10 protein-coding genes are annotated in these 13,932 nt (G+C 55.5%); 6 read left to right on the top strand and 4 right to left on the bottom strand.

Annotated features, from left to right (window positions below; translation table 11 throughout):
- Positions 1-45: 45 nt before the first annotated feature.
- The 3 genes from ACT3T7_RS12265 to ACT3T7_RS12255 all read left to right on the top strand — a co-directional run bounded on the left by ACT3T7_RS12265 (position 46) and on the right by ACT3T7_RS12255 (position 3,799).
- Positions 46-549 (top strand): TRAP transporter small permease subunit, encoded by a 504-nt coding sequence (locus ACT3T7_RS12265; RefSeq protein WP_193056823.1) that lies wholly within the window; start codon positions 46-48, stop codon positions 547-549.
- Positions 546-1,880 carry a TRAP transporter large permease gene (locus ACT3T7_RS12260; protein ID WP_193056822.1) on the top strand — a complete coding sequence of 445 codons (1,335 nt, stop codon included), beginning with the start codon at positions 546-548 and terminating at the stop codon, positions 1,878-1,880. Before ACT3T7_RS12265 ends, ACT3T7_RS12260 begins: the two co-directional genes overlap by 4 nt.
- A 218-nt stretch (positions 1,881-2,098) precedes the next feature.
- A complete protein-coding gene (locus ACT3T7_RS12255; protein ID WP_193053321.1) occupies positions 2,099-3,799 on the top strand; it encodes an ABC transporter permease in 1,701 nt (566 codons plus the stop codon).
- 18 nt (positions 3,800-3,817) lie between these two features.
- Here ACT3T7_RS12255 and ACT3T7_RS12250 read toward each other — a convergent pair whose 3' ends face one another.
- The gene (locus ACT3T7_RS12250) at positions 3,818-4,918 is read right to left on the bottom strand and encodes an ABC transporter ATP-binding protein (protein WP_444631184.1); all 1,101 of its coding nucleotides are present in this window, start codon (positions 4,916-4,918) and stop codon (positions 3,818-3,820) included.
- Between the two features lie 236 nt (positions 4,919-5,154).
- On the opposite strand from ACT3T7_RS12250, the gene ACT3T7_RS12245 reads away from it, so the two are divergent.
- Positions 5,155-6,180, top strand: a complete 1,026-nt coding sequence (locus tag ACT3T7_RS12245; RefSeq protein ID WP_444621476.1) for a Fe(3+) ABC transporter substrate-binding protein — start codon at positions 5,155-5,157, stop codon at positions 6,178-6,180.
- A 68-nt stretch (positions 6,181-6,248) separates the two neighbouring features.
- Here ACT3T7_RS12245 and polA read toward each other — a convergent pair whose 3' ends face one another.
- Positions 6,249-9,023: a DNA polymerase I gene (polA, locus tag ACT3T7_RS12240; RefSeq protein WP_444631183.1), complete on the bottom strand. Its 2,775-nt coding sequence runs from the start codon at positions 9,021-9,023 to the stop codon at positions 6,249-6,251.
- A 163-nt stretch (positions 9,024-9,186) separates the two neighbouring features.
- On the opposite strand from polA, the gene ACT3T7_RS12235 reads away from it, so the two are divergent.
- Positions 9,187-10,146 (top strand): homoserine kinase, encoded by a 960-nt coding sequence (locus tag ACT3T7_RS12235; RefSeq protein ID WP_444631182.1) that lies wholly within the window; start codon positions 9,187-9,189, stop codon positions 10,144-10,146.
- Positions 10,143-12,056 carry a biosynthetic arginine decarboxylase gene (gene speA / locus ACT3T7_RS12230; protein ID WP_444631181.1) on the top strand — a complete coding sequence of 638 codons (1,914 nt, stop codon included), beginning with the start codon at positions 10,143-10,145 and terminating at the stop codon, positions 12,054-12,056. The genes ACT3T7_RS12235 and speA overlap by 4 nt, the downstream gene beginning before the upstream one ends.
- Before the next feature lie 99 nt (positions 12,057-12,155).
- Here the strand turns inward: speA and ACT3T7_RS12225 are convergent, their stop codons facing one another.
- A complete protein-coding gene (locus ACT3T7_RS12225; protein ID WP_172117345.1) occupies positions 12,156-12,821 on the bottom strand; it encodes a fumarylacetoacetate hydrolase family protein in 666 nt (221 codons plus the stop codon).
- 116 nt (positions 12,822-12,937) lie between these two features.
- Entirely contained in the window at positions 12,938-13,921 is a 984-nt protein-coding gene (gene thpD, locus ACT3T7_RS12220) for an ectoine hydroxylase (protein WP_193057393.1), read from the bottom strand.
- Positions 13,922-13,932 lie beyond the last annotated feature (11 nt).

Genomic DNA, 13,932 nt, shown 5'->3' with positions numbered 1-13,932 from the left:
CCTCGGCCATGCCGGGGCGTTTGTTGTGCTGATCGGAGATCTTTCATGAATGCGATTGCCCAGGCCATTGATACGATTAACGAAGCCTTTGGACGCCTGATAGCCCCCTTGATCGCCGTCATTACCCTTATCGTGCTTTATGACATTACCTCGCGCTTCCTGTTTGGCCGACCCAGCGACTGGGCATTTGATATCACCAAAATGCTGTTTGGGGCGCACTTCATGCTGATGGCGGCTTATGGTCTGCGCCACCACGTCCATGTAGAAGTCGACGTTTTAAAGCGCCTGTTATCGCGCAAAAAGCAGGCGCTGCTCACTCTATTCGGGTATTTGATTTTCTTTGTGCCCTTTATCTGGATGCTGCTCAAGTACGGATGGCTGTTTTTCGAGCGCGCTTTTAGCCGCGGCGAAACTACCTACGGTATGGTGTCGATTCCGGTGTATCCCATTAAAGGCGTGATTGTGCTGGCGGCAGTGCTGCTGCTCCTGCAGGCCATCGCTATTGTACTGCGCGCTATTATACAGTTGCGTCAGGAGGCTCCGGCATGAACCTGAGTCCTGAATTACTCGCCCTGGTGATGTTTGGCGGCCTGCTGGTGGGACTTTTCATGGGCCACCCACTGGCATTTGTGTTAGGTGGTGTAGCAGTGATTGGCGCGTTTTTAGGCCCCGGAGAGCGGGTGTTGGGCACGCTGATCAACAATATCTATGGTAACGCCATGGATAACTACGTACTCGTGGCGATACCGCTTTTTATACTCATGGCGCGCTTTCTAAACGACTCCGGGGTTACCGAGCGAATGTTTGATGCCATGCGCCTGCTGCTGGCCAACCTACGTGGCGGATTGGCGCTGACCGTGGTAATTGTGTCGGTACTCCTAGCCGCGACGACCGGCATTGTTGGCGCGTCCATTGCGGTAATGGGTATGATCGCCTTAGTACCGATGCTCAAGTACGGCTATAACAAGGAGCTAAGCGCAGGCGTAATCATGGCCAGCGGCTGTTTGGGCATTTTGATTCCGCCCAGCATCATGCTGATCCTGATGGCCAGCTACTCGCCGGTATCGGTAGGTGCACTGTTTGCGGGCGCCATGGTGCCAGGGTTAATGCTGGGCGCTATGTATGCACTTTACGTACTGCTGATCTGCCACTTTAAACCGTCTTACGGCCCGCCAGTGCCCAAGGAGGAACGCGCGGAAGTTAGCACCCGGCAGCTTCTTATCATGCTAGGCAAGTACGTGGTGCCGCCCATGTCGTTGATCCTTGGGGTACTTGGCGCGCTGTTTACCGGGATTGCCACCGCCACAGAAGCCTCAGCAATTGGCGTTTTTATCGCATTCATTTTGTTTTTAATCTTTGGTGACAGGAGGCTATCCACTTGCTTTAGAACGCTGTTGGAGGCGGGTAAAACCACCACCATGGTAATGCTGGTGCTGGTCGGCGCGACCGCGTTTACCGGCGTGTTCTCGCGCGGTGGCGGCATGCAGGTTATTCAAGACCTGTTGCTGGCCATGCCCGGCGGCAATACCGGCGCGTTGATCATGATGCTACTGCTGGTATTTGTGCTGGGTATGTTCCTGGACTGGACCGGCATCGTACTGCTGAGCTTTCCCATCATGCTGCCGATCATCCAGCAGATGGGCATTGATCCGCTGTGGTTTGTCGTCATGGTGGCTGTGGTGCTGCAAACTTCGTTTCTTACCCCACCGTTTGGCTATGCCCTGTTCTACCTGAAAGGCGTGGCTCCGCCCGGTGTGGAGATTGTCGATCTGTATAAAGCCGTGGTGCCGTTTGTGGCGCTTATCCTGTTGGCCTGCTTGCTGATGGCCTCTTTCCCCTGGCTCGTCACAGGCTTACCCAGCTTGATGGTCGGCTATTAACCGGCCACCCCGCTCTTAGGCGTAATGCTGTTCGGTTATGACCGAAGACTCTAAGAAAATCCGGTATTCTTCATTGGATACCGGATTTTTTTGCCTATTCAACAGACATTGCTCGATATTGATGAGCCACACTCCTTCACTCAAGTGATACCATTTACAGCTGTTATTTTTTCGCATTGACGAGTCAGCCTGCCAGCCTCGTCTTAGGAGACAACGACGTGCCCATTCCCGCTCGCCGTTCACGATTGGCGCTACTCGCTGACGGTATATCCCGCTTTAGGCTATCACTCACACCCTGGTCATGTGCGCTGTTCTTGATTGCACTGACGGTGGCATTGCCGATTCTGGTTGTCTTGAGCTATATCTTTGTGCCGACGGAAGGCGTCTGGCAGCACTTGGCGAGCACCGTGTTGAGCCGCTATCTGTCGAATACCTTTTGGCTTGTGCTCTGGGTGGGGCTGGGCACATTAATCCTGGGCGCCGGTAGCGCCTGGCTGGTGGTGATGTGTCGCTTCCCAGGCAAACGAATCTTCGAGTGGGCACTTTTATTACCGCTGGCGGTGCCCACCTATGTCATCGCCTACGCTTACACGGATTTTTTGCAGGTGGCAGGGCCGCTACAGAGTGCGCTTCGCGGGTGGTTTGACTGGCAATACGGCGACTACTATTTCCCCAACGTGCGCTCGTTAGGCGGCGCCGCGACGCTGATCACGTTTGTGCTGTATCCCTACGTTTATTTGCTCGCCCGTGCCTCCTTTCTTGAGCAATCGGTATGCGTACTCGATGTAGGGCGCACGCTGGGTCGCGGCCCCTGGCACCTGTTTGCAAGCGTTGCCCTGCCGCTGGCGCGCCCCGCCCTGGTGGGTGGCGTTTCGCTGGTGCTGATGGAAACCCTCAACGAGTTTGGCGCGGTGCAGTTTTTTGGCGTGGATACCTTTACCACCGGCATTTACCGCACCTGGTTTGGGCTAGGCGAGCCCGTGGCAGCCGCTCAACTGGCGGCCTGTTTGCTAACGTTTGTGATTGTGCTGGTGCTGCTGGAGCGCTTCTCGCGCGGGAAGCGGCGCTATTTTCATACCACCAACCGCTACCAGCAGTTGCCCGAGTACCGCCTGCATGGCTGGCGCGCCCTCGGCGCAACGCTCGCCTGCTTGCTGCCTATCGTCATCGGCTTTTTATTGCCCAGCGGCATTCTGCTGAACCTTGCCATTCAGCAGGGCGACGCCCTGCTGGGCACGCGCTTTATCCGCTTCGCTACCAACAGCCTCAGCCTTGCCATGGTCGCGGCGCTGATTGCCGTGGGCCTGGCGGTGCTGTTGAGCTATGGCGTCCGGCTACATAACTCGCCCGGGGCCCGGCTATTTACCCGAATCGCCGCGATGGGCTATGCCATTCCCGGCTCGGTGGTTGCAGTAGGTATCTTGATTCCCTTTGCCTGGCTGGATAACACGCTGAATACGTGGCTACACGCCCACTACGGAAAAATTATCGGCCTGGTGTTTAGCGGCTCGGCGTTTATTTTAATTTATGCCTATGTCGTGCGCTTTTTGGCCGTGTCATTTAATGCGGTTGAGGCAAGCCTGGGCAAAGTGACTCCCAATATGGACGCCGCCTCACGCACTTTGGGCCAAACCGCAGGTGGCACGCTGCGCCGTATTCATACGCCGCTGATGCGTAGCAGCCTGCTGGCCGCCGGAATTCTCGTGTTTGTGGATGTAATGAAAGAACTGCCCGCGACGATTATCCTGCGGCCGTTCAACTTCGATACTCTGGCGGTGCGTGCTTATAGCCTGGCGTCTGATGAGCGCTTGGCTGAGGCCTCCACCGCGTCGCTGGCTATTGTGGTGGTCGGCATCTTGCCGGTGATTCTGCTTAGCCTGGCCATGCGCCGGGCGCGGCCCGGCAGCCATACTCAGTAAATCTACGGGGAAGTCTACCTAGGCTTCATCCTGAAACACAAACACCTGAGAGTGGTCCAGGTCGATATCAATCGGCTGGCCCTCCTGGGGCAGAAAGACGCCAGGCACGCGGGCATGTAGATGCGCCTCCTGGCCATCAGCCCCGTGGGCGCACAAATGAATGAGGCTGGAACGCCCGAGTAGCTTTGCCATGACCACGTGGCTATGGCGGTGGGCGGCTGCGGGCAAGTCGCGCTCCTGAAGCCGCAGCGCCTCAGGGCGAATCATAATCCGCGCCTTACTGCCTTCGGGCAGCCAGCTGGCATCTATTTCACCTACCGGAGTCTGCACACGGCCCTGCTTAACCGTGCCGCTGAGCTCATTTACTTCACCAAAAAAGGTCACCACAAACGGGTCGACCGGCGTGCAATAAAGCTCGCGCGGCGTGCCCGTTTGAATAATTCGGCCATCGCGCATGAGGGCAATTCGGTCGGCCATAAACATGGCTTCTTCCGGGTCGTGGGTCACCAGTAACGTGGCTGACCCAAGCTTCTTCAACACGTGCAGCGTATCGTCACGAATGCGGTCACGCAGCCGTGCATCCAGGCTCGAAAAGGGTTCGTCGAGCAGCATCAACTTGGGTGTTGGCGCAAGCGCCCGGGCCAAAGCGACGCGCTGTTGTTGCCCGCCAGACAGCATGTGCGGGTAGGTATCGATGTAATCCGCCATCCCCAACTGAGTCAACAGCTCGACCGCGCGTTCGCGGCGCTGACGCGCGGGCATCTGTTTGAGCCCAAATGTGACGTTTTCCAGCACACTTAAGTGAGGGAAAAGCGCCGAGTCCTGAAATGCCAGGCCGACATTACGCTTTTCCGGCGGAAGGTGACGCTGGCCGGGTGACGCGACGGCCTGCCCTTCCAGGCTAACGCTACCTTGTTGAAGGGCTTCCAGCCCTGCGGCAATACGTAATAGCGTGGTTTTACCGCACCCCGATGGCCCCAGCAGGCACACGACTTCTCCAGGGGAAATCTCTAACGAGACACCTTTCACCACCTGGTTTGCTGCATACGTATGGTGGACATCGTGTAGCGAAAGCGCCTGTAACGTGGCGTTATCGGGAGCTGATACGGTTACTGCCATAATGTCACCATTACCTCATTTAATCAGCGTCTCACTTAGCCAGCACTTTTGGCGTGCTGCTAGGCAGGCTGCGTTGAATATCAACACCATTGTATTTTTCATTCGCTTGATATGCACGCAGGGTTGCACAACCACGAACACCTTGTTCTTTTTTCCCTTGACGCGGGTACTGCGAAAGTATTCAATACTAAAACTTAATGCAACTTATTCTCATAATCATTTAGGACGCTAACTATATGAAAACAACACGTCTTTCAGTCTCTATCGCCGCCATTCTTGCGGGCGCTGCTGTATCAAGTACAGCACTTGCCGATGCGGTTAACATTTACTCTGCCCGCCACTACGATTCGGATGAAATCCTCTATAAAGCGTTCACCGACGAGACGGGCATCGAAGTGAACGTTCTGGAAGGCGACTCCGACCAACTGATGGAGCGCATGCAGCGTGAGGGCATTGCCAGCCCCGCCGACGTCATGCTGACGGTCGATGCGGGCCGTTTATGGCGCGCCGAGCAGGACGGCCTGTTCCAAAGCGTGGATTCTGAGGTACTGAGCGAGCGTCTGCCGGAGTCAATGCGCCAGCCTGACAATTTATGGTTTGGCTTTAGCCAGCGTGCACGGGTAATTTTCTATAACCGCGATAACTTCGACCCCAGCCAAATCGAAAGCTACGAAGATTTAGCCGATCCTCGGTTTGAAGGCCAGTTGTGCATTCGCTCCTCCAACAACATCTATAACCAGTCGCTGCTTGCCTCCATGATTGAGCATCACGGTGAAGAGGGTGCAGAAGAGTGGGCCCAGGGCGTGGTTAACAACCTGGCACGTAACCCGGAAGGTGGTGATACTGACCAGATTCTTGGGGTCGCCAGTGGCGAGTGTAACTTGGCCGTTGCCAACCACTACTACTATGTTCGCATGCTCCATTCCGACAACGAGTCTGACCGTGAAGCAGCGCGCAAGGTGGGAGTAATTTTCCCCAACCAGAACGACCGTGGCACCCACGTTAACGTTGGCGGTGCAGGCCTGGTAGCCAATGCGCAAAACCCGGAAAACGGCATTAAATTCCTGGAGTTCTTATCATCTGACGGTGCCCAGGAAATCTTCGCCGAGCGTAACTATGAGTTCCCGGTCGTCGACGGTGTCAAGAAAGACCCGGTATTAGAGTCATGGGGTGACTTCAAAAAGGATGAGCTGAATATTAATGTGCTGGGTGAGAATAACCCCGAAGCCATTCGTATTTTTGACCGCGTCGGCTGGCGCTAAGCCCTCCCCACGCATACAAAACGGCCCGCCATTTGGCGGGCCGTTTTCATGTGAGCACTATTTACTTTTTAATGCGCTTCATCCCAATTAACCCCGCTTTCGGCTTCAACAATCAGCGGTACTTTAAGCTCGGCGGCGGCTTGCATACGCGTTTGCACTTCACCAATAAACGCTTCCACCTGCTCTTCTTTCACCTCAAACACCAGTTCATCATGTACTTGCATGACCATCAGCGCATCGAACTCGCCCTCTGCAAGCCAAGCGTCCACGTCGATCATGGCCTGTTTGATGATATCCGCGGCGGTGCCCTGCATGGGCGCGTTGATCGCGGTACGCTCGGCACCCTGACGGCGGTTGCGGTTTTGCGAGTGGATTTCCGGCAGGTACAGGCGGCGCCCCAGCACGGTTTCCACAAACCCATCTTCCGCGGCCTGGGTGCGAATCCGGTCCATATAGCGAGCCACGCCTGGGTAGCGGTCAAAGTAGCGGTCGATATAGGTTTGCGCCTGATTGCGCTCAATATGTAGCTGGCGCGCAAGGCCCCACGCGCTCATACCGTAAATCAGCCCGAAGTTAATCGCTTTAGCACTACGCCGCTGATCACTGGACACTTTGTCCAGCGCAGTGCCGAAGACTTCCGCGGCAGTGGCCGTGTGGATATCGCGATTCTCGGCAAACGCTTCCAGCAGGCCCTTGTCTTCTGAAAGGTGCGCCATGATGCGCAGCTCGATCTGCGAGTAGTCAGCGGCAACAATACGATAGCCGGGCCGGGCAACGAACGCCTGACGAATCTTGCGCCCCTCCTCGGTGCGAATGGGGATGTTCTGCAGGTTCGGGTCCGATGAAGAGAGACGACCGGTGGCGGTGACCGCCTGGTGATAACTGGTGTGTACCCGGTTATTTGCCTTGTTGATCAAGCGCGGCAGCTTATCGGTGTAGGTGGACTTCAACTTGGAAAGCCCGCGATGCTCCATAATGACCTTGGGCAGCGGATAATCCAGCGCCAGCTCCTCAAGCACCGCTTCGGCCGTTGACGGCGCGCCTTTGGGTGTTTTCTTGAGAACAGGGATCTTCAGCTCATTAAACAGAATTTCGCCTAACTGCTTGGGCGAGCCAAGATTAAACTCACGCCCGGCCAGGTCAAACGCTTCAATTTCCAGTTCACGAATGCGTTTATCCAGCTGTTGGCTCTGCGCGTGTAGGCGCTCAGCATCTATCGCCACGCCGTTACGCTCAATGCGGGAAATCACCTTGATCAGCGGCAGTTCCAGGTGATCCAGCACCTGGGCCAGGCGCCCCTCTTTGTCTACCTGCGGGCGCAACACATCGTACAAGCGCAGGGTAATATCCACGTCTTCACAGGCGTAGGGCGCTGCCTGCTCTAACGCTATCTGGTTGAAGGTCAGCTGCTTGGCGCCTTTACCAGCGATCTCTTCAAACGAGGTGGTTTTCTCGCCCAGGTACTTAAGTGCCAGCGAATCCATGTCGTGGCGCGTTGCCGTGGAATTCAATACATAAGAGGCCAGCATGGTATCGGCCAGCGTTCCAGCAACGATAATGTCGTAGTTGGCCAATACGGAAATATCGTACTTGAGGTTCTGGCCAATCTTGATGGTCTTTTGATCTTCGAACAGCGGCTTAAGCGCAGCTAAAACCTTGGCTCTATCCAACTGAGCGGGAGCATCCAAATAGTCGTGGGCCAGCGGAATATAGGCCGCTTCACCGGCGTCGAGCGCCAGTCCAATTCCCACAATTTCGGCTTCCATGTAATTCAGGCTGGTCGTTTCCAAGTCAAAACAGAACCGCTTGGCGCTTTTTAAGCGCTTGAGCCAAGCGTCCAGTTCGCTTTGCTCAACGATGACATGGTCCTGGCGCTCTTGAGGGCTGGCTGACTGCGCATCACTGGTTTCCTCAGCATCCTCAGGTACCGGTTCACCGCCTTTTACGTCATCCACGCCTTCATCTTTTCCCTCCAGCAGTTCAGCCAGCCACTGCCTGAATTCAAGCTCTTTATAAAGCGCAACCAGCTGTTCGCGATCCGGGTGCGCAATATCTAAATTATCCAGCCCAACCGGCAGATCGCAGTCGACTTTGATGGTGGCAAGCTGATAGGAGAGATAGGCCTGCTCACGGTGCTCTTCAAGCTTTTTGGATAACGTTTTGGCCCCACGAAACGAGAGCGTTTTAACCCGCTCTAAATCCCCGTAAATGGTGTCCAGCCCGCCGCCCATTCCCTGCAGCAGTCCCAAGGCGGTTTTTTCGCCCACGCCCGGCACGCCCGGGATGTTATCGACCTTATCGCCCATCAAGGCGAGGTAATCGATAATCAGAGCAGGCGGCAAACCAAACTTGCCTTCCACACCAGCCTCATCCAGGGTTTCATCTTTCATGGTATTAACTAGCGTGATATGCGCATTCACCAGTTGCGCCATATCTTTATCGCCGGTGGAGATCACTGCATCCCGACCCGCCTGCGTGGCACGGTGCGCTAACGTACCTATCACGTCATCCGCCTCCACGCCGTCAATGCATAAAAGCGGCAAGCCAAGCGCCTTTACGCAGGCATGCAGTAGGGCAACCTGGCTGCGTAAATCATCCGGCATCGGTGGGCGATGCGCCTTGTAGTCCTCGTAAAGCTCATCGCGGAAGGTTTTGCCCGGCGCATCAAACACCACCGCCATCGGGCTTTGCGGATAATCCTTTATGAGCCGTTTGAGCATGTTCAGCACGCCCTTAACGGCTCCCGTCGGTTGGCCATTAGAGGTTGTTAACGGCGGCAGCGCGTGGAAGGCACGATACAAGTACGAGGAACCATCGACGAGCACGATCGGGGCACGGGCCATAACCAATATCCATTGCAAAAAAAGTATAGGGTCATGATACGCGCTAAGCGCCAGCGGCTGAAATAAACTGGCGGATACAAATGCGCTTAAGCGTTTAACAACGCTGCCAACTCAGCCAGCAAGCCGCTACAATAATGGGCTTAGCAACCTGGGCGAGATTCTCATGGCTGTATTTACCCCGCTTAGCGACGCACAGGTCGCAGCGTTTTTAGAAAAATTTGATGTTGGAAGCTTCGTTTCTCTGCAAGGAGTGGCGGGCGGCACAGAAAACTCGACATTTTTTGTTACCACTGAACGCCGCGAACTGGTGCTAACCCTGTTTGAACAAGGTGAACACGAAGAGCTGCCGTTCTTCGTCGATCTGCTGGACTACCTGGATGAACACCGTTTGCCAGTGCCAGGCCCGGTTCATGACCGCGATGGCATTGCACTGCACAGCCTGGCGGATAAACCGGCCCTGCTATTTCCGCGTATGCCGGGCCGTCATCCCGTCGCCCCTAACCTGGCGCAGTGCCGGGCGCTTGGGGATACGCTGGGGCGTTTGCATGTAATCTCACAGCACTTCTCCGGCCATCGCCCGAACCCCCGCGACTTGCACTGGCTACAGGCCATGCACCATAAAGTATTGGCGTACTTAAGCCCTGATGATCAGGCATTAATGAAAAACGAAGTCGAGGATTTTGAAAGCGCCTTCAGTCAGTACGCCAAGCTACCCCAAGGGGCTATCCATGGTGACCTGTTTCGTGACAACACGCTGTTCGATGGCGACCAGCTTGGCGGCATCATTGATTTTTATAATGGCTGTACTGGTGACCTACTGTTTGATCTCGCCATCGTGATTAACGATTGGGCATCAAATGAAGACGGCACGCTCAATGCAGAGCGCTATAATGCCTTGCTGGGGGCTTACCTGGCACGCCGACCACTCACCCACGAGGAGCGTGACGTATGGCCGATAATGCTGCGCATGACGGCGCTACGCTATTGGTTATCGCGCCTGCTGGTCGTCTACGTTGACCCACCGGCTCACGATTTAACACCTCACGACCCCGAGCGTTTTCATACCATCTTAAACGCGCGCATTGCGTACGGCGCCTTACCTCTTCCTGAGGCTGACTTATGAGTGCAACGCAAAGTGGGTCAGCACTAAGTGCTCGCCGCACATGGAATATCGACCAATGGGGCAGCGGCTACTTTGATGTAGACGACCACGGCCAAGCGCTGGTGCGCCCCTTGGGTAGCGACGCCGAAGGCCCTACCCTGCCCCTGCGTGAGCTGGTTATTCAGTTGCAGGAGGCGGGCCTACGCTTGCCTGTTCTGGTGCGCTTTAGCGATATTCTGCACGACCGGGTTGAACAGCTGTGCGGCGCCTTTGATGCCGCCATGAGTGATATTGACTACCAGGGCGGCTACACCGCAGTTTACCCCATTAAGGTTAACCAACAGCGCCGCGTGGTCGAGGAAATTCTGGCGACTTCCGAGCGCGGCAATGGCCGAGTGGGCCTGGAAGCGGGCAGCAAGCCCGAGCTTCTTGCCGTGCTTGCTCTCTCGGGCGGTGGGTCATCGCTGATCGTGTGTAACGGTTACAAGGACCGTGAGTACGTGCGCCTTGCCCTGCTGGGCGAGAAGCTTGGCCACCGTGTTTACCTGGTCGTGGAAAAGCTCTCCGAGCTTGCGATGATCATGGAAGAGGCCCGGGAGCTGGAGGTTACGCCGCGTATTGGCCTGCGCGCCCGGCTTGCCTCGGTGGGCAAGGGCAAGTGGCAGAACACCGGCGGTGAAAAATCCAAGTTCGGCCTAACTGCCAGCCAAATTCTGGAAGTGGTGGAAACGCTGCGCGCCCAGGACGCCTTGGCAAGCCTGCAACTGGTGCACTTCCACCTGGGTTCGCAGATCGCCAATATCCGCGACATTCAGCGCGGCCTGCGTGAGTGTGCCCGCTTTTATCAGAACCTGATTACCCTTGGCGCACCGATTGATACGGTCGATGTGGGCGGCGGCCTGGGCATTGACTATGAAGGCACCCGCTCGCGCAGTTACTGCTCAGCCAACTACTCGATGCGCGAATATGCCCGTAACGTGGTGAGCGCCTTTGCTCAGCTGTGCGAAGAGTCCCATTTACCTCAGCCCCATTTAATCAGCGAATCGGGCCGAGCATTGACGGCCCATCACGCGGTGCTTATTACCAACGTGATTGGCGAAGAGCGCATTGATGATACGCCGCCCGAGAAGGCGCCTCAGGACGATATACAGGTTGATGCCCTGTGGCGCGTGTTCGACCAGCTTGCCACGCCTCAGGAGCCGCGCATGCTGGTCGAGGCCTGGCATGACCTCTTGCAGGCAGTAAGCGAGTTACAGGACAGATTTGTGCTGGGCCTGAGCGATATCAATGCCCGTGCCGAAGGCGAGCGCCTGTATTTGGCCGCCTGTGCACGTTTGCGCAGTCAATTGGATACTCGCAATCGTGCACACCGCGAAATTATGGACGAGCTCGCCGAGAAGCTGGCTGACAAGCTGTTTGTTAACTTTTCGCTGTTCCAGTCGGTGCCTGATGTGTGGGGCATTGAGCAGATCTTTCCGGTGCTACCATTAAGCGGGTTGAATCAACCCCCAACGCGCCGTGCTGTCATTCAAGATATTACCTGCGATTCAGACGGACGTATCGACAGCTACGTTGATGGACAAGGTGTAGAAAGCACCCTGCCCCTTCCCGAATGGCCCTCGGAAGATGAGCGCTGGCTAGGCTTTTTCCTGGTGGGGGCGTATCAAGAAATTCTGGGTGACTTGCATAACCTGTTCGGCGATACCGACTCGGTTGACGCCGCATTAAACGAGCACGGCGAGTGGGTGTTTTCCAACCCGCTGGCGGGTGATACCGTTGCCGATGTACTGGCCTACGTCAACTTTGACGCCAAGGTACTTATGCAAAAGCTGACCGAGCAGATCGTCAATAGCGATTTCTCAGAGCAAGAGCAGGAAAGCTTTGCGGCAAGCCTGCACGAAGGACTGGAAGGCTATACGTATTTAGAGTAACGCTATCGCCTTACTTTACTTTTTTGCCTTACTTTTCAGCACCAATAGAAAGCGTCCCCCCTGGACGACCAAGGGGCGCTTTCACTATGCAACGCTGGCTTATTCAGTAACAGTGGTTGTCACTTCCAGACCGCCGGTCAGCGTTAAGCGCAGTGATGTGCCTCGAGTTAACTCACCGACACCGGCGGGGGTGCCAGTTAAAATGACATCGCCCGGCTCAAGCGTGAAATGACGGCTCATTTCCGCGACCAGCGAGGGAATCGCAAAGATCATATCCGAACCTTCCCCATGCTGGCGCGCTTCACCATCAACCTCCAGCGTAAAGGCCAGCGCATTCCAGTTGGGTACTCGGCTTAGCGGCAGGAACCTGGATAGCGGGCAAGACCCATCAAAACCCTTGGCGATCTCCCACGGGTGGCCCTTCTCTTTCAGCTTCGTTTGTACATCGCGTAGCGTTAAATCAAGCGCTAAACCAATACCCACAATCGCACGTTCCGCTTCATCCGGCGTCGCGTGGGTGAGGGTTTCCCCAACTAACAGGGCCAGTTCGGTTTCGTAGTGTACATCGCCTTGAGAAAAAGGCGGGCTCAGCGGCTGCTCTATATCCACGACACTCGTCGCAGGCTTAATAAATAACAGCGGCTCGCTGGGAACGGGATTATCCAGCTCTTTCGCGTGATCAGCATAGTTGCGGCCAACGCATACGACTTTGCCCAATGCATGGGGAAATGCCTGACCGTCAGTAAATTGTGGAACAAGACGCATGGCGGGTACTCTCCTTCTCATTATACGTGCCGCGTTCTTAACAACAGACGCAACAGTTTACCCTACCTATGTGCATGTTCCACAACCTAATACGAGGTTATCGTTCATCCTCCCAATCACTTATCGACTCGCCACTCTTGGCCTGGGTCATGGGCCAGAAAGTCCGGACGCTGCTGCGGGGCCGCATACGGCTCGCGGCAGCGATTATCGGGGCGGTTAAAGACGAAGAACACGTTACTGCGCGGGTCCGGCGACAAGTTAGCGTTTGAGGCATGCAGTGTATTGCAATCAAACAGCAATAGCCCACCGGCCTTACCTTTCGGCGCTTCAATACCGTGCTCGGCAACCAGTTCAGTGAGAGCCTCTGGGCTTGGCACGCCCACTTCCTGCGCTTTCAACGAACGCTTATGGTTATCCATTGGCGTCTCCCCCATGCAGGGCACAAACTTCTTGTGCGAGCCAGGAATCAGCATCAGCGGGCCATTAAATTCGTGATTATCGGTCAGGATCAAGGACGCACTCACTGCATGCATGCCGGGCATACCATCCTCAGCGTGCCAGGTCTCAAAATCCGAGTGCCAGTTAAAGCCCTTACCAGCGAACCCCGGCTTGTAGTTAATCCGTGACTGATGCACATAAGGATCATCACCAATCACCTGCCGAGCAGCACCTGCCACGCGCTCATCTCTGGCCAGTGCGCCCAAGCGTTCGGAAAGGTGGTGTACCGCAAACAGTGAACGAATTTCGTTACTTTCAGGCTCAGTAATACTGAAGTCTTTATCGCGGTAAGCATCCGTACTCATAAGTGCCTGCATCTCAGCACGTAGCTCATCAAGCTCACTACCGCTAATCAGATTCGGGATAAACAAAAAGCCTTTACGTTCAAATTCATCCAGTTGAGGTTCGCTTAAAGGCCCTGACAGGTGACGCCCTTTTACAACGGCGTCCTGACGCGCCTGCCAAAGTGCTTGAGGAGGCTGTGCCAAGCGCGATGGATAGGGATCATAAAATTTCGCATGTTGCGAAGAGGGCGAATCCGCTAACTCGCTGTAATGCTTATGGGCGGTCACATTATGAAAAGATAGATTGCTGACTGTCATCTAATCCACTC

Source organism: Halomonas sp. 111 (assembly GCF_052379685.1).
In the GTDB taxonomy this organism is placed as follows: Bacteria; Pseudomonadota; Gammaproteobacteria; order Pseudomonadales; family Halomonadaceae; genus Vreelandella; species Vreelandella citrativorans.
The sequence above is the reverse complement of the archived record's forward strand: the minus strand, read 5'-3'. Positions and strand labels throughout refer to the sequence as shown.